The sequence below is a fragment of the Streptomyces diacarni genome (assembly GCF_003323715.1).
Lineage (GTDB): Bacteria > Actinomycetota > Actinomycetes > Streptomycetales > Streptomycetaceae > Streptomyces > Streptomyces diacarni.
On record NZ_QOIN01000033.1, the window covers coordinates 85,361 to 100,025 of the forward strand.

The 14,665-nt window shown below is 71.4% G+C and carries 15 protein-coding genes; 3 read left to right on the plus strand and 12 right to left on the minus strand.

Translation table 11 applies throughout. The annotated features are described in order from the left end of the window. Window positions 1-29 precede the first annotated feature (29 nt). Both DTL70_RS06365 and DTL70_RS06370 read left to right on the plus strand, forming a co-directional pair. Window positions 30-245 carry a hypothetical protein gene (locus DTL70_RS06365; RefSeq protein WP_114020931.1) on the plus strand — a complete coding sequence of 72 codons (216 nt, stop codon included), beginning with the start codon at window positions 30-32 and terminating at the stop codon, window positions 243-245. A gap of 55 nt (window positions 246-300) precedes the next feature. Next, window positions 301-891 (plus strand): DUF1648 domain-containing protein, encoded by a 591-nt coding sequence (locus tag DTL70_RS06370; protein ID WP_114020862.1) that lies wholly within the window; start codon window positions 301-303, stop codon window positions 889-891. Here the strand turns inward: DTL70_RS06370 and DTL70_RS06375 are convergent. The 3 genes from DTL70_RS06375 to DTL70_RS06385 all read right to left on the minus strand — a co-directional run bounded on the left by DTL70_RS06375 (window position 875) and on the right by DTL70_RS06385 (window position 6,011). Continuing rightward, complete coding sequence (locus DTL70_RS06375) at window positions 875-2,407, minus strand: MFS transporter (protein ID WP_114020932.1); 1,533 nt, start codon at window positions 2,405-2,407, stop codon at window positions 875-877. The two genes, DTL70_RS06370 and DTL70_RS06375, sit on opposite strands and share 17 nt — an antisense overlap. 203 nt (window positions 2,408-2,610) lie before the next feature. Further along, window positions 2,611-3,885 carry a YeeE/YedE family protein gene (locus DTL70_RS06380; protein ID WP_114020863.1) on the minus strand — a complete coding sequence of 425 codons (1,275 nt, stop codon included), beginning with the start codon at window positions 3,883-3,885 and terminating at the stop codon, window positions 2,611-2,613. A gap of 536 nt (window positions 3,886-4,421) precedes the next feature. After that, the gene (locus DTL70_RS06385) at window positions 4,422-6,011 is read right to left on the minus strand and encodes a hypothetical protein (RefSeq protein ID WP_114020933.1); all 1,590 of its coding nucleotides are present in this window, start codon (window positions 6,009-6,011) and stop codon (window positions 4,422-4,424) included. A gap of 384 nt (window positions 6,012-6,395) precedes the next feature. Between DTL70_RS06385 and DTL70_RS06390 the strand changes: the two genes are divergently transcribed. After that, window positions 6,396-8,240 (plus strand): endonuclease/exonuclease/phosphatase family protein, encoded by a 1,845-nt coding sequence (locus tag DTL70_RS06390; RefSeq protein WP_114020934.1) that lies wholly within the window; start codon window positions 6,396-6,398, stop codon window positions 8,238-8,240. Window positions 8,241-8,309: 69 nt separating this feature from the next. Here DTL70_RS06390 and DTL70_RS06395 read toward each other — a convergent pair whose 3' ends face one another. The 9 genes from DTL70_RS06395 to sufC form a co-directional block, all read right to left on the minus strand. Next, window positions 8,310-9,290, minus strand: coding sequence for an EI24 domain-containing protein (locus tag DTL70_RS06395; protein WP_114020864.1), 981 nt, complete (start codon window positions 9,288-9,290; stop codon window positions 8,310-8,312). 67 nt (window positions 9,291-9,357) lie between these two features. Then, window positions 9,358-10,347, minus strand: a complete 990-nt coding sequence (gene dapD, locus DTL70_RS06400; protein WP_114020865.1) for a 2,3,4,5-tetrahydropyridine-2,6-dicarboxylate N-succinyltransferase — start codon at window positions 10,345-10,347, stop codon at window positions 9,358-9,360. Between the two features lie 54 nt (window positions 10,348-10,401). Beyond that, the gene (locus tag DTL70_RS06405) at window positions 10,402-10,959 is read right to left on the minus strand and encodes a TetR/AcrR family transcriptional regulator (protein WP_181860811.1); all 558 of its coding nucleotides are present in this window, start codon (window positions 10,957-10,959) and stop codon (window positions 10,402-10,404) included. After that, the gene (locus DTL70_RS06410) at window positions 10,959-11,279 is read right to left on the minus strand and encodes a DMT family transporter (RefSeq protein WP_114020867.1); all 321 of its coding nucleotides are present in this window, start codon (window positions 11,277-11,279) and stop codon (window positions 10,959-10,961) included. The genes DTL70_RS06405 and DTL70_RS06410 overlap by 1 nt, the downstream gene beginning before the upstream one ends. Window positions 11,280-11,349: 70 nt before the next feature. Beyond that, window positions 11,350-11,724, minus strand: coding sequence for a VOC family protein (locus DTL70_RS06415; RefSeq protein ID WP_114020868.1), 375 nt, complete (start codon window positions 11,722-11,724; stop codon window positions 11,350-11,352). A gap of 72 nt (window positions 11,725-11,796) precedes the next feature. Next, entirely contained in the window at window positions 11,797-12,126 is a 330-nt protein-coding gene (locus tag DTL70_RS06420; protein ID WP_027736579.1) for a metal-sulfur cluster assembly factor, read from the minus strand. Next, on the minus strand, window positions 12,123-12,629 hold the full coding sequence (gene sufU / locus DTL70_RS06425; RefSeq protein WP_114020869.1) for a Fe-S cluster assembly sulfur transfer protein SufU: 507 nt from the start codon (window positions 12,627-12,629) through the stop codon (window positions 12,123-12,125). The genes DTL70_RS06420 and sufU overlap by 4 nt, the downstream gene beginning before the upstream one ends. A gap of 9 nt (window positions 12,630-12,638) precedes the next feature. Continuing rightward, window positions 12,639-13,895, minus strand: a complete 1,257-nt coding sequence (locus DTL70_RS06430) for a cysteine desulfurase (protein ID WP_114020870.1) — start codon at window positions 13,893-13,895, stop codon at window positions 12,639-12,641. After that, window positions 13,892-14,665, minus strand: a complete 774-nt coding sequence (gene sufC / locus DTL70_RS06435; RefSeq protein ID WP_114020871.1) for a Fe-S cluster assembly ATPase SufC — start codon at window positions 14,663-14,665, stop codon at window positions 13,892-13,894. Before sufC ends, DTL70_RS06430 begins: the two co-directional genes overlap by 4 nt.

Genomic DNA, 14,665 nt, shown 5'->3' on the forward strand with positions numbered 1-14,665 from the left:
ACCGGAGGCGCGGGCGCAACCTGGAGGGTATGAGTGCGGTCATCGTCGTCCATCCGCCTTCCCCCGCCGGCGGCCGCCAGGTGAGTGCGCGCGGCGAGACGCTGGGCACCGCCTACGGGCTGACCGACCTGATCGAATATCTGCGCCGTACCGGGCTCGATGTCGCTACTGTCGATCTGTACGACGATGCGATCATCGAGTGGCAGGGCGGCAACCACCTGGTCTGGGGCCGCGAGCCGGAGTGAGCACCGCGCGGGCGGGGCATGGGGCCCGCGAGGGCGGTGTGTGGGGAGGGGCGGCATGGTGCAGCAGGGGGACAATTCTGACGCGGAAGTCGCGGAAGCACGGTTCCCGTGGCTGTGGCTGGTGCCGGGCGTGCTGGTGCTGGCGGTGCTCGCGGTGTGGGGTGTGCTGGTCTACCCGGATCTGCCCGCGAGGGTGCCGCAGCACTTCGGCAGCGACGGCGTCGACGCGTACGCGGACAAGTCGGTCGGCAGCGCTTTCGTCCCCGTGTTCGTCCAGCTCGGCGTGCTCGTGGTGATGTCCGCGACGACGCTGCTGACCGTGCGCATCACGCCGGAGTCCGCGTTGCCGCCGCACAGGCGCACCGCCGGCCTCGTCAACCGGCCGAGCACGGCCGAGGGCGCCCGGCAGGTCGCCAGGGCTCAGCTCTTCCTCGCCTTCTGCGTGGGGCTGGGGATGTTGGCGACGTGCCGGGTGATGTGGAGCACCACACCGCAGCAGGAGGCCCGGGACTCCGCCACCTCGACGCTCGTCCTCACGCTGCTGCCCATCGCCCTCGGCACCCTGGCGGTGCTGGTGACGGCGCTGCGGGACCGGGGGCGTGGGGCGCGGAGCAGCGGCGGTGGGCGGTCTAGCGCCGCCGACTGAGCGTCTGCAACTGCTGGCTGGTGGAGATCAGCTCTGCGGCCTCCTCCTCGTTGCTGACCATGGGCTGCGAGCCGTGCAGCGGCACACCGGCGCTCTCCGGCATGAAGCGGACGGCGAGCAGTCCGATGAGTCCGCTCACGATCAGATAGAGGCCGGGGATCAGATTGTTGTCCGTGGCGCTGACCAGACTCTCGGTGAACAGCGGTGTCGTTCCGCCGAAGGCGGCGACGGAGAAGTTGAACCCGATGCCCATGGCGGCGTAGCGCACGCTCGTGGGGAAGAGCGCGGGCAGCGTGGCGGCCGAGGGGGCCGCGAACCCGGCGAGCAGTGTCGCCAGGATGAGCACGCCGAGGGCGGGCAGCAGCCAGCCGCCCGAGCGGATCAGCAGGAACGCGGGGACGGCCAGCACGATCTGGCCGATCGCCGCCCACCGGTAGACCGGGCGGCGGCCGACGCGGTCGCTCAGCCGTCCGACGAAGGTGATCAGCACCACCACCCACACCATGCCGACCAGCACGAGCACGTCGGAGGTGGTCCCCGAGCGCCCCAGCACTTCTGTCTGGTATGTCGGCAGGTAGCCGGTGACCATGTAGTTGGTCACGTTGTAGAGCAGCACCAGACCGACGCAGATCAGCAGCGGCTCCCAGTGCTTGCGCAGGATGGTGCGAAACTCGTGCCGGTTGGTCTCCTGGGCGGCGACCTTCTGGTCGTGCTCGTCCAGCTGCTGCTGGAAGGCCGGGGACTCCTCCAGCTTGAGCCGCATGTAGAGACCGATCAGGCCCAGCGGCCCCGCGATCAGGAACGGGATGCGCCAGCCCCAGGAGAGCATCTGCGTGTCGCTGAGCGCGAAGTTGAGCCCGGTGACCAGGACCGAGCCGAGCGCGTAGCCGATGAACGTCCCGAAGTCGAGGAAGCTGCCGAGGAAGCCGCGTCGTCGGTCGGGGGAGAACTCGGCGATGAAGGTCGTCGCGCCGCCGTACTCGCCGCCCGTCGAGAAGCCCTGCAGCATGCGGGCGGCCAGCAGCAGGATCGGCGCGGCGATCCCGATGGTGGCGTAGCTGGGGATGAATCCGATCAGGAAGGTGCCGAACGCCATGAGGATCATGGTCGCGGCCAGCACCTTCTGGCGGCCCAGCTTGTCGCCGAGCGGCCCGAAGAAGAGCCCGCCGAGCGGGCGGACGACGAAGGCTGCGGCGAAGGTGGCGAACGAGGCGAGCAGCTGCGCCGAGTCGGAGGCCCCCGGGTAGAAGACCTTGCCGATCGTGGCGGCCAGGTAGCTGTAGACGCCGAAGTCGAACCACTCCATGCAGTTGCCGAGCGCGGAGGCCGTCACCGCCCGTTTGAGCATCGGTTCCTCGACGACCTGCACGTCGTCCTTGGTGAAGGGTCGGCCCTTACGGCGCAGTCTGCGCACCAGCTCGTCGCGCACCTGGCGGGGCAGCTCGGCGACCGCGTGCGGTACCTGCCGAGCCGTCGCCGCTTTGCCCCCCGGTTGTCGCTTGGGGCTCTCTGTCACGTCGGCATTCACACCCTTTGTTCCGTATGGCCGAATAGGCGGGATCTGCTCGATCGTACGGAAAGGCCGTAGCGGATCACGGAACCGGGTTGCCGGACTCGCCGCATACACACACGCGCCCCCGCACTTCGGCGGGGGCGTGCGGACACGTGTGCGCGCGGGCCCCCGTCACAAGGGGGCCGCAGCGGACGGCGGGGAGCCGCTCAGCACACGCCGTCGCCGGGCTTCGGATTGGCGAGTGCGACGTACGGGCGCAACCGCAGCCCCACCCAGGTGCCGACCAGCGCGGCGGCACCCCAGAGCCAACCGTGCAGGCTACCCGAGGCGATCCCGGCGAGGTACGCGCCGATGTTGCAGCCGCCCGCCATGCGTGCGCCGACGCCCATCAGGACGCCGCCGAGCACCGCGGCTGCGGCCGTGCGCCAGGCGACGCCCCTGTGCCAGGTCCACACGCCGCCCGCGGCTGCGGCCACGGCGGCGCCGATCATGATGCCGATGTCGGTGAGGCTGGTCTTGTCGGCGAGCACCGGCCCTGCCAGGGCCTCGGCGTTGCCGGGCTGCCGCCAGTACGCCCAGCTCTCGGGCGAGCCGCCGAGCGCCCCCACGATCTTGGATCCCCACAGGGCGAACGCGCTGGTCACACCCCACGCGCCACCGGAGACCAGCAGCACGGCCGCGCCCAGCACTGCGAGAACCAGCGCTCCGGCAGCCAGCGGCCAGGAGCCGCGCACGACGCGGAGCAGGCCACCGCGCGCGGACGGCGGCACGCCCACGGGCGGCGGGTTGCGGCGGGCCTGCACCCGGCGCGAGACCAGCACCACGAGCGCCAGCAGCACCAGCGTCACCGCGAGGGAGCCCGTCCAGCCGAGGTGGTCGGAGAAGAGCACCGGGTCGACGGCGGGCAGGTCGCTCCACAGTCCGTACTGCCAGGCGGCGAGCGTCGAGCCGAGGACGAAGCCGCCCAACGTCAGCACGATGGTGCTCTGCCCCGACCCGACGGCGAAGAGAGTGCCGGAGGCGCACGCGCCGCCGAGCTGCATGCCGACGGCGAAGAGGAAGGCACCCAGCAGCAGACCCACGCCGATCGGCCCCGCGCTGGGGGCGGGGGCCGTTCCGAACAGACCCGTTCCGGTGCCGATGAGCAGGGCGAACAGGGTGGCGGTCGTTCCGAGCAGGAGGGCGTGGGCCCGCAGGCCCGTGCCGTTGCCGACGGCGATCAGCTGCCGCCAGGCCGAGGTGAAGCCGAAGCGGGAGTGGAAGAGGCCGACGCCGAGGCCGAGGCCGAGGAGCAGCAGGACGACCGGCTTGGTGCCGTGCGCGGCCCACACGTAGCCGGTCAGCCCCAGGCCGAGCAGCAGTGCGATGGCGAGCGGCAGCCATCGCACGGCCGGCGCGGCGGGAGCGTCAGGCGCGGGCAGCCGGGTCGGCGCGGGCGCCGGCAGCGCCGCCGTCCGAGCGGAGGGGGGAGCGGTTGTCACAAGGGTCTCCGTGCGCGTACGGGGAGAGGGAGCGAGGGCGGGACGGGAGGGACGGCTGCGCCGACGCCGTCTCGTTCCCGTGCGTCCACCTCGCGCGTCTCGCGGTATGAGACGCGACCTGGACCCGCGCGGGTACGGAGGGCTGCGCGTGCGCCGTCAGCGACGGGTGCGGCGACAGAGCGCGTCGTCCACGCTCCACGCGGTGGCCGCGAAGAGCGCGAGCGCGAGCGCCAACAGGCACGCTGGTCCGAACATGAGTGCAACAGTAAAGGAAGCCGCCGCTCACGCAGCTCCCCGTCTCGCCAACCGAGACACGCGATGAGACGAGCCCGACGTGTGGCGCCCGAAGGGGCGCGGGGAACTGCGCGGCCAGCCACCACGCACGCGCACCCGGCACGCAAGCCGCAACCAACCACGGCGGGACGCCGCGCCGATCCCCTGGCGCGGCGTCCCGCAACGCGGCGCGGCACAGGGCAGGCACGCCACAGCGCAGGCGCGCCACCAGCACAAGCAGGCCCCCACCCCGTGAGGGAACCTCAGCGGGAGCGGGCCTTGAAGGCGGCCTTCCTGGCCGCCTTGGCCGCGTGCTTGTCGGGGTGCACCCTGCCCATCGTCTCCAGCACGTCCCCGGTCGCCGGGTGCTCGACCCGCCACGCCTTGTCGAAGAAGCCGGCGTGCTGGTCCACCAGGTCGCGGACGAGGTCGCGGAGCTCCTCCGGCTCGCCCGCGGTGGCGACCTGCGCCGCGATGGTGTCGACGGTCAGCCAGAAGACCATGTCCTCGTCGGGCTGCGGCACGTCCGCCGCCCCCCGCTCGGCGAGCCAAACCCTGGCCAGGCCGCCCAGCTCCCGGTCCTCCAGCACCTCGCGGAGGGCGGGCTCGGCCTCCGGTCCGGCCAGGGAGAGCGCCTGCTGGCAGGTGAGCCTGCGTACGGGCGCGGCCTCGTCGGTGCCGCGGGCCGCGGCGAGGAGTTCGCGGGCCGCGCCCAGCGTCCCCTCCTCGTCCCGCGCCGCGAACCACCCCTCGATCTCGCTGCGCGCGTTGTCCTCGGTGTAGACGGGCAGGGTGGCCAGCAGCCGGTCGGCCCCGGCGGCTGCGAGGTCGCCGACGGCGGGCACCTCCATACCGGCCTCCCGCATGCGGGCCCGTACGCCGTGCAGCCCCAGCGGGGTCAGCCGCACCATCCCGTAGCGGGAGACGTCCTCCTCGTCGAGCTCGCCGCCCAACTCCTCGGCGGCCGCGGCCTCTTCGCCCTCGGCTGCCTCCTGGGTGAGCGCCTCGTCGACCGGGCGGTACTCGACCAGACCTGTCGGCTCCAGCATGCGGAACTGCTCGTCGAGCCGCATCATCGCCGTGGAGACCTCTTCGAGCACCTCGTCGGTGGGCTCGTCCATGTCCTCGGGCACGATCATGGAGGCGGCCAACACGGGGAGCGGCACCATCGAGCCCGCGGCGACGGCGGGTTCGGTCGCCGTGAGCAGGTAGAGGTTGCCGAGGGCGCTGTCGAGGGCTTCGCCCTCCTCCTCCGGGTCCCAGTCCATGGCGTCGAGGTCGAGGGCGTCGGTGTTGATCTCGCCGTCTTCGCCCACCGCTCCCTCGATGCCGCCGAGCAGCTCCTCGAAGCTGGGCGTCGCGGCGTCGGCGAGCACGGTCTCCAATCCGCCCAGCCACAGCTCCAGGATGTCGGCGGGCGCCGGCGTGGCCTCGTCGGGGTCGCCGGTCAGGCCGCCGAGTTCGGCCTCGGGCGTGGCCAGGCCCACGGGTTCGTCGCTGCTCGGTTTCCCGTCGTCGGCCGCCGGGTCCGCCCCGCCCTCCTGGTCCTCCTGGTCCTCCTCGATGACGAGCAGTCCGGTGTCGACGGCGAAGTTCCAGGCGTCGGCCGCCAGTGCCGGTGCCTCCTCCTCGCCGCCGAGCCCCAGGTACGCGGCGGCCTCCTTCAGTTGCTCGGAGAGGAGTTCGCCGCCGGCTCCCACCGGGACCCCCGCCCCCTCGGGCCCGCCGCGGCGCGCCCAGCGGGTGAGTTCCACGGCACGGGCGAGCAGCGGTGCGGCCAGTGCGTCCCGTGCCAGTTCGGCATCGGAGGGCAGCCGTACAGGCGGCAGGGTGGGACGGTCGTCACCGGTCATGTGCGGGTTCATCTCCTACGAGTCCTACGGTTGCCGGACGGTGCGAGGACCCAGCGTAAACGGGTTCTGTCCACCCGTGCCCGAATCGTGCACCGGGCACGCAACGAAGGGGTGGCGCGGCCGCTCGCCGACCTGTCACGACCTTGACAACCGCCGTTCTCCCGCCATGCTTTACGCGCGTTGACAATGCCACGCGAGAAGTCCGATCCGCCGTCGCTCCCCCCCACCACGGCCCGTATGTCCTGTCCCGTACGTCCCCCACGCACCCGGAGGCCCTCCGTGCCGTTCCGTACCACCCCCGGATCCACGTCCCGCACCCCCGCCACCGCGGGCCGAACGTCGGGGCCCCTCAGCGCCTCCTCGCGGTCGGCCAGGGCCGCGACGCTGACCGTCGCGGCCGTCTGCGCCACGCTGCTCACGCTCCCCGCGCTTCCGGCCTCGGCGGCCGTACCGGGCGACGACGCGGCCCCTGCACCGCGTATCCACGACATCCAGGGCACCACCAGAGTCTCCCCACTGGCAGGGCGGCAGGTCGCCGAGGTACCCGGAATCGTCACGGGCGTGCGCGACTTCGGGTCCGCACGCGGCTTCTGGATGCAGGACCCGCACCCGGACCGGAACCCGGCAACCAGCGAGGGCCTCTTCGTCCACACCGGTGAGAAGAGCCCCGGCGTCTCGGCCGGCGACAGCCTGCGCGTGGCGGGCCGGGTCGGCGAGTACTACCCGGGCGGCGAGGAGGCGGGCGGCCAGTCGGTCACCGAACTGACGGACGCCACCTGGGAGGCGGCTCACGAGCGGGGGCGCCCGGGCCGCGGGAAGCTGCCGGCCGCCTTCCGGCTCACCCCGCGCTCGGTGCCCGCGGCCTACGCCCCCGACGCCGGCGGGAACAGTATCGAGAATCTGCGCCTGCGGCCCGACCGGTACGCGCTGGACCGCTACGAGGCACTGGAGGGCATGCGCGTCGCCGTCCGCGACGCCCGGGTCACCGGCCCCACCTCCCCCTACCACGACCTGTGGGTGACCATCGACCGGCGCCAGAATCCGACACCGCGGGGCGGCACCCTCTACGGCTCGTACGACGACCAGAACGGCGCCCGCGTGAAGGTCTCCTCCCTTCTGCCGCTTCGGGAACACCCCTTCCCCCAGGCGAACGTCGGCGACGAGCTGCGCGGCACCACCGAAGGCCCGCTCGACTACGACCAGTTCGGCGGCTACACCCTGCGCGCCACCACACTCGGCTCCCACCGCGACCACCATCTGGAGCGCGAGCGCACGCGCGCGCAGCGGCCCGACGAGCTGGCGGTGGCCACCTACAACGTGGAGAACCTCTCCCCCGCGTCGGAGCCCGCCAAGTTCCGGCGCCTCGCCGACGGGCTGGTCACCAACCTCTCCTCGCCCGACATCGTCACCGTCGAGGAGGTGCAGGACGACACGGGCCCGAAGGACGACGGCACGGTCGGCGCGGACCGCACCCTGGCGATGCTCACCGAGGCCATCGAGAAGGCGGGCGGCCCCTCCTACGAGTGGCGTCAGATAGACCCGGTCGACCAGGCGGACGGCGGCCAGCCCGGCGGCAACATACGCGTCGCCTTCCTCTACAACCCCGAGCGGGTCTCCTTCACCGACCGCCCCGGCGGGGACGCGACGACGCCCGTGCGGGTGGTCGGCAAGGGCGGCGAGCCCGCGCTGTCCGCCTCGCCGGGACGCATCGCACCGCAGGACCCGGCGTGGAAGGCCAGCCGCAAGCCGCTGGCGGGCGAGTTCCGCTTCCGGGGCCGCACGGTGTTCGTGGTCGCCAACCACTTCAGCTCCAAGGGCGGCGGCGACCTGGAGGGCGACCAGCCGATGGAGGGAAGGTTCCAGCCGCCCGCCCGGCACTCTGAGCCGCAGCGGGTCGAACAGGGCAGGCTGCTGAACGCGTTCGTGCGGGACGTCCGAGCACGCGACCGCGACGCCGTCGTCGTCGCGGGCGGCGACTTCAACGACTTCCCCTTCTCGCCCACGCTGGACGCCCTGCGCTCAGGCCACGCCCTCACCAGCCCCATGAACCGGTTGCCCGAGGACGAGCGCTACGGCTACGTCTTCAACGGCAACTCCCAGACGCTGGACCACCTGCTCACCAGTCCCGGCGCAGGCCGCCCCGAGTACGACATCGTCCACCTCAACGCCGAGTTCGCCGACCAGATCAGCGACCACGACCCGTCGGTGGTCCGCATCCGGCGCGGCTGAACCCGTACGTCCGCTGAACCCGTACGGCGCCTGAACCCGTAAGGCCGCTGCTCCCGTGCGGCCGCCGCCTCAGCGCGGCGGCTGCTGGGGGTACGGGCCGGGCTGGGCATACGGGTTGCCGGGCGGCTGGGCGTACGGACCCGGCTGAGCATAGGGACCCGCCTGAGCGGAGGGGCCCGGCTGAGCGGAGGGGCCCGGCTGGGCCTGTGGCGGCTGCTGGAGGTGCGGTGCCGCGGGTCGGGGCGGTCCCTGGGGGCTCTGGGCCCCGTCACGGTTCCCCGGCGCGCCCGCCCCTGCGTCCGGGCCCCTGCCCGTACCCGTCAGGTCCCGTACCAGCAGCGTCGCGCCGGCGACGGCGCCCGGCATCAGGGGGACGGCCAGCAGCGGCACCAGGAAGGCGAGGGCGAGGGGGACGCCGAAACCGAGGGCGAGCGCCTTGCGGCCCCGCAGCATGCGCAGCCGCTCCCGCACGGGGATGCCCCGGCGCTGCATCGCCACCGAGGTGAGCTCCAGGGCGAGGAAGAACCCCGAGACGCAGAAGCCGAGCACCGGGATGACGGTCTGGCCGAGCACCGGGACGAAGCCGAGCGCGAAGAGCGGGACGGTGAACACGAGAGTGCGGGAGAGCACGAAGAGACTGTCGGTGAGCGAGGTCCACAGCTCGCGCCACAGAGGCTGCTCGACGGCGCCCTCCGGCAGCCCGCCCTCGCTCTCCTCGACCTTCTCCGACAGCTTCTCGTAGAAGGGGTCACCGATCAGCAGGGCGACGGCGGCGAACGTCACCACGGCCAGCATGAGCACCGCGAGCCACAGCATGACGGCGAAGGCGCCGCGCGTCAGCATCCGCCCCACCGAGCCCCAGTCGTCGGCGAAGGGCGTGGCCCAGGCGGCGATGTCGTCGGCGTAGAAGCCGAGCGCGGTGAGCACGGCCGCGTACAGCACGAGCGTGATGAGCGCGGGCAGCAGCCCGAACCCGAACCACCGCCCGCGGCTGAGCACCCACCGCTGTCCCTGCCCCAGATACCGCAGACCGGCCCCAAGATCGCGCATGCCCGCAAGCCTACGGCCTACGGGCATGCGCACCAGAAGGCTGTTACCCGGCCTTCGCGATCGCTGCTCAGTTGTGACTGTGGAGCGCCTCGTTGAGACCGCCCCACGAGCCGCTGCGCTGGAGCGCCTCGACGGTGCCGGTGACGGAGTTGCGGCGGAAGAGCAGGTTGTCGGCACCGGACAGCTCCAGTGCCTTGACGACGTCGCCGTCCGGCAGCGTGACCCGGGTGCCCGCGGTGACGTAGAGGCCCGCCTCGATGACGCAGTCGTCGCCCAGCGCGATGCCGAGCCCGGCCTCGGCACCGATCAGACAGCGCTCACCGACGGAGACGATCTGCTTGCCGCCGCCGGAGAGGGTGCCCATGATCGAGGCGCCGCCGCCCAGGTCGGTGCCGTCGCCGAGAACGACGCCCGCGCTGATGCGGCCCTCCACCATGGAGGTGCCCAGGGTGCCCGCGTTGAAGTTGCAGAAGCCCTCGTGCATGACGGTGGTGCCCTCGGCCAGGTGCGCGCCGAGGCGGACGCGGTCGGCGTCGCCGATGCGTACGCCCTTGGGGACGACGTAGTCGGTCATGCGCGGGAACTTGTCGACGCTGGTGACGGCCAGGTGGGTGCCGGAGGCGCGGGCGGCGAGCCGCACCTGCTCGACCCGCTCCACGGGGACGGGGCCGATGTTCGTCCAGGCGACGTTGGCCAGGTGCGCGAACTGTCCCTCCAGGCTCAGTCCGTGCGGCCGGACCAGGCGGTGGCTGAGCAGGTGCAGCCGCAGGTAGACGTCGTGGGCGTCCAGCGGCTTCGCCTCCAGCGAGGAGATGACCGTACGGACGGCCACGATCTCGACGCCGCGGCGGGGGTCCTCGCCGAGTGCCTGGGGCGCGCTCTCGCCGAGGAGTTCGGCGGCGCGCTCGGCGCTCAGCCGCTCACTGCCCGCGGGTCCGGGCTCGGCGACGAGCTCGGGGCGGGGGAACCAGGTGTCCAGTACGGTGCCGTCGGCGGCGACCGTGGCGAGGCCGGCGGCGACGGCCCCTGTGGTGCGGGGATTGGGTGCTTCGGTCATGTCAGGAACGCTATCCGGAGTGCGCGCGGGATGACGAACCGGTCCGTGTGACGGTCACAGGCCGCTGCCCGGATCGCTGAGCACCCTGGCGAGCGCTCCGCGCACCTCGTCCCGGTCGAAGGGCCGGTCGGTGAGCAGGAACTGGAGCAGCAGCCCGTCGATGAGCGCGACCAGGGCGCGGGCCGTCGCCAGGTCGGCGGTGTGCCGGGAGAGCACCCGCACCATGTCGTCCAGCCAGGCGGCGGCCACCGGCTGGAGCAGCGGGCGGCGCAGCGCCGCCAGGTACAGCTCGTACTCCAGCCGGATGCGGCCGCGCCCGCCGGAGGCGTACTCCTCCAGCACCCGAGTCAGCCCGTCCGCCAGGGGGACGTCCTCGGCCAGGTCGTCGCCCCAGCTCTCGATGGCGGTCTGCGGCTCGCAGTTGACCTGCTCCAGCGCTGCGAGCAGCAGGTCGTCCAGGCTGGCGAAGTGGTAGGTGGTCGAGCCGAGCGGCACGTCCGCCTCCGCGGCGACCGTGCGATGGCTCAGCGCGGCCATCCCCTTCAGTTCCACGATGCGGATGGCCGCGTCGATGATGCGCTGCCTGCGCTCGGGGTCGAACCGCCGCGCCATCAATGCGTCCCTCCCAGGTTCAGGACGACCACCCCGCAGATCACCAGCAGCAGGCCGAGGGTCTTCGCGGCGGTGACGGACTCGCCGATGAAGACCATGCCGATCATGGCGATGACCGCGGTGCCGGCGCCCGACCAGATGGCGTACGCCGTGCCGACGGACATCGTCTTGAGGGTGTGCGCGAGCAGCACGAACGCCACCACGTATCCGGCGGCGGTGATCAGCGACGGCACCAGCTTGCTGAAGCCGTCGCTGTACTTCATCGCCGTCGTTCCCAGCACCTCGGCGAGGATCGCTCCCGCGAGCGTCACATAGACCATGCGTACGAGCGTACACAACGATGCGTACGGCTGTACGCAAGAGGGTCGTGAAGGGCGGGGGCGACGTGGCTCAGTCCGCGAACGCGATGAGGTTCCGGCGCGGCTTCAGGACGCAGAACTCGTTGCCCTCGGGATCCTGGAGCACGACCCAGCTGCGGCCCTCGCCCTGGCCGATGTCCAGCCGCCGGGCACCCAGCGCCAGCAGCCGGGCGACCTCCGCCTCCTGGTCGTCGGGCGCGAGGTCGAAGTGGAGCCGGTTCTTTACGCTCTTCGCGTCCGTGCCGGGCATGAAGCAGATACCGGTACCGGCCTCGGCGGAAGGGCCGATGATCACCTCCCGCTCCTTCTCGGAGAGCACCTGCCACTCCAGCACCCGGCACCAGAACCGGGCGAGCGCGGGGAGATCGTGAGCGTCGATGACGAGATGATGCAGCGAAAGGGCCATGCCCCCAGGTTCCCCCGGCAGGCATGGCCCTTTCGAACGGTTTTCCGCGAACGGTTTTCGCGCGGCGCGCGCTCAGACGTTGAAGCCCAGCGCCCGCAGCTGCTCGCGGCCGTCGTCAGTGATCTTGTCCGGGCCCCACGGGGGCATCCAGACCCAGTTGATCTTGAGCTCGTTGACGATGCCCTCGGTAGCGGACTGCGCCTGATCCTCGATGACGTCGGTCAGCGGACAGGCCGCCGAGGTGAGCGTCATGTCGATGGTCGCGCTGTTCGCGTCATCGACGTGGATTCCGTAGATCAGGCCGAGGTTGACGACGTCGATGCCCAGCTCGGGGTCGACGACGTCCATGAGCGCCTCGCGAACCTCTTCCTCGCTCGCGGGCTTGGTGGTCATCTCGGTCATGCCGTCTTCTCCTTGGCCGAGTCGGCTTCCGTCGTACCCAGTGCCTGCGCCGTCGCTTCCTCCCCGCTGAACGCCTTCGCCGTCGCGTCCTTCCAGGCCATCCAGCTCAACAGCGCGCACTTCACCCGCGCCGGGTACTTCGAGACCCCGGCGAACGCCACGGCGTCCTCCAGCAGGTCCTCCATGTGCTCATCCGGCTCCAGCTGGCCCCTGGACTGCATCAGCTCCAGGAACTTCTCCTGAATGCTGCGGGCCTCGGACAGCTCCTTGCCGACCAGCAGCTCGTTGAGCACCGAGGCGCTGGCCTGACTGATGGAACAGCCCTGCCCGTCGTACGACACGTCCTCGATCCTGTCGCCGTCGTACCGCACCCGCAAGGTGATCTCGTCGCCGCACGTCGGGTTGACGTGGTGCACCTCGGCGTCGCCGTCGCGCAGCCCACGCCCGTGCGGGTTCTTGTAGTGGTCCAGGATCACTTCCTGGTACATCGAGTCCAGCTTCACCGACAGCCCCTAAGCGAAGAAGTTCCGTACGTGCTCCAGGCCGTCCGCCAGGGCGTCCACCTCGGCGGGCGTGGAGTACAGATAGAACGACGCTCGCGTCGTCGCGGGAATTCCGTAGCGCAGGCAGACCGGGCGGGCGCAGTGGTGCCCGACCCGGACGGCGATGCCCTGCTCGTCCAGCACCTGGCCCACGTCGTGCGGGTGGATGTCACCGAGCGTGAAGGAGATCGTCGCACCGCGGTCCTCGGCCGTGGCGGGGCCGATGATCCGCAGGTCCGGGATCTCCCCGAGCCGGCGTACCGCGTACTGGGTCAGCGCCTGCTCGTGCTGGTGGATGCGGTCCATCCCGATCGCCGACAGGTAGTCCACCGCCGCGCCCAGCCCGACGGCCTGGGCGACCGGCGGGGTACCCGCCTCGAACTTGTGCGGCGCCGGAGCGTACGTCGACGAGTGCATCGTGACGGTCTCGATCATCTCCCCGCCGCCCAGGAAGGGCGGCAGGTCGTTGAGCAGCTCCTGGCGGCCCCACAGCACACCGATGCCGGTCGGGCCGCACATCTTGTGCCCGGTGAAGGCCACGAAGTCGGCCTGGAGCGCCTGCACGTCCAGCACCATGTGCGGCGCCGCCTGGGAGGCGTCCACCACCACCAGAGCGCCCACCTCCTGCGCCCGCCGCACGATGTCCTCGACGGGGTTGAAGGTGCCCATGATGTTGGAGACGAGCGTGAGCGCGACCACCTTGGTCTGCTCCGTGATCAGCTCCTCGATCCCGGCCAGGTCGAGACGGCCCTCGTCGGTGAGCCCGAACCACTTCAGCTTCGCGCCCGTACGCTGCGACAGCAGCTGCCACGGGACGATGTTGGAGTGGTGCTCCATCTCCGTGATGACGATCTCGGTGTCCCGCTCCACGCGGTAGGGCTCGTCGGCCCAGCCGAGCATGTTCGCCACCAGGTTCAGCGACTCCGAGGCGTTCTTGGTGAAGATCACCTCGTCGCGGCTGGGCGCGTTGATGAACGCGGCGACCTTGTCGCGCGCGCCCTCGTACAGCGCCGTCGCCTCCTCCGCGAGCACGTGCACGCCGCGGTGGACGTTGGCGTTGTGCTTCTCGTAGTAGTCGGCCAGCGCGTCCAGCACCTGGGTCGGCTTCTGCGAGGTCGCGGCGTTGTCCAGGTAGACGAGCCTGTGCCCGTCGTGCACCTGGCGCTCCAGGATGGGGAAGTCCTTACGGATGGCCTCGGTGTCCAGCAGGCCAGGGAGCTGTGTCACGCAGTGGCACCACCCTTCACGTACTGCTCGTAGCCCTCTTCCTCCAGCTTGTCGGCCAGCTCGGGACCGCCGGACTCGGCGATCCGGCCCTTGGCGAACACGTGCACGTGGTCCGGCTTGATGTAGCGGAGGATGCGGGTGTAGTGCGTGATCAGCAGGGTGCCGACCTCGCCGGACTCGCGGACGCGGTTGACGCCCTCGGAGACGATGCGCAGCGCGTCCACGTCGAGCCCGGAGTCGGTCTCGTCCAGAATCGCGATCTTCGGCTTCAGCAGCTCCAGCTGGAGGATCTCGTGGCGCTTCTTCTCGCCGCCGGAGAAGCCCTCGTTCACGTTGCGCTCGGCGAACTTCGGGTCGATGGAGAGCCGCTCCATGGCCTCCTTGACCTCCTTGACCCACGTCCGCAGCTTGGGGGCCTCACCGCGGATGGCGGTGGCGGAGGTGCGCAGGAAGTTGGAGACGGAGACACCGGGGACCTCGACCGGGTACTGCATGGCGAGGAAGACACCGGCGCGGGCGCGCTCGTCGACGGACATCTCCAGGACGTCCTCGCCGTCGAGCTTCACCGAGCCGCCGGTGATCGTGTACTTGGGGTGGCCGGCCAGCGAGTAGGCCAGGGTGGACTTGCCGGAGCCGTTGGGGCCCATGATCGCGTGCGTCTCACCCTGCTTCACTGTCAGGTCGACGCCGCGCAGGATCTCGGTGGGGCCACCTGTCGAGTCTTCAGCCTCGACGGAGACGTGCAGGTCGTTGATCTCAAGCGTTGCCAT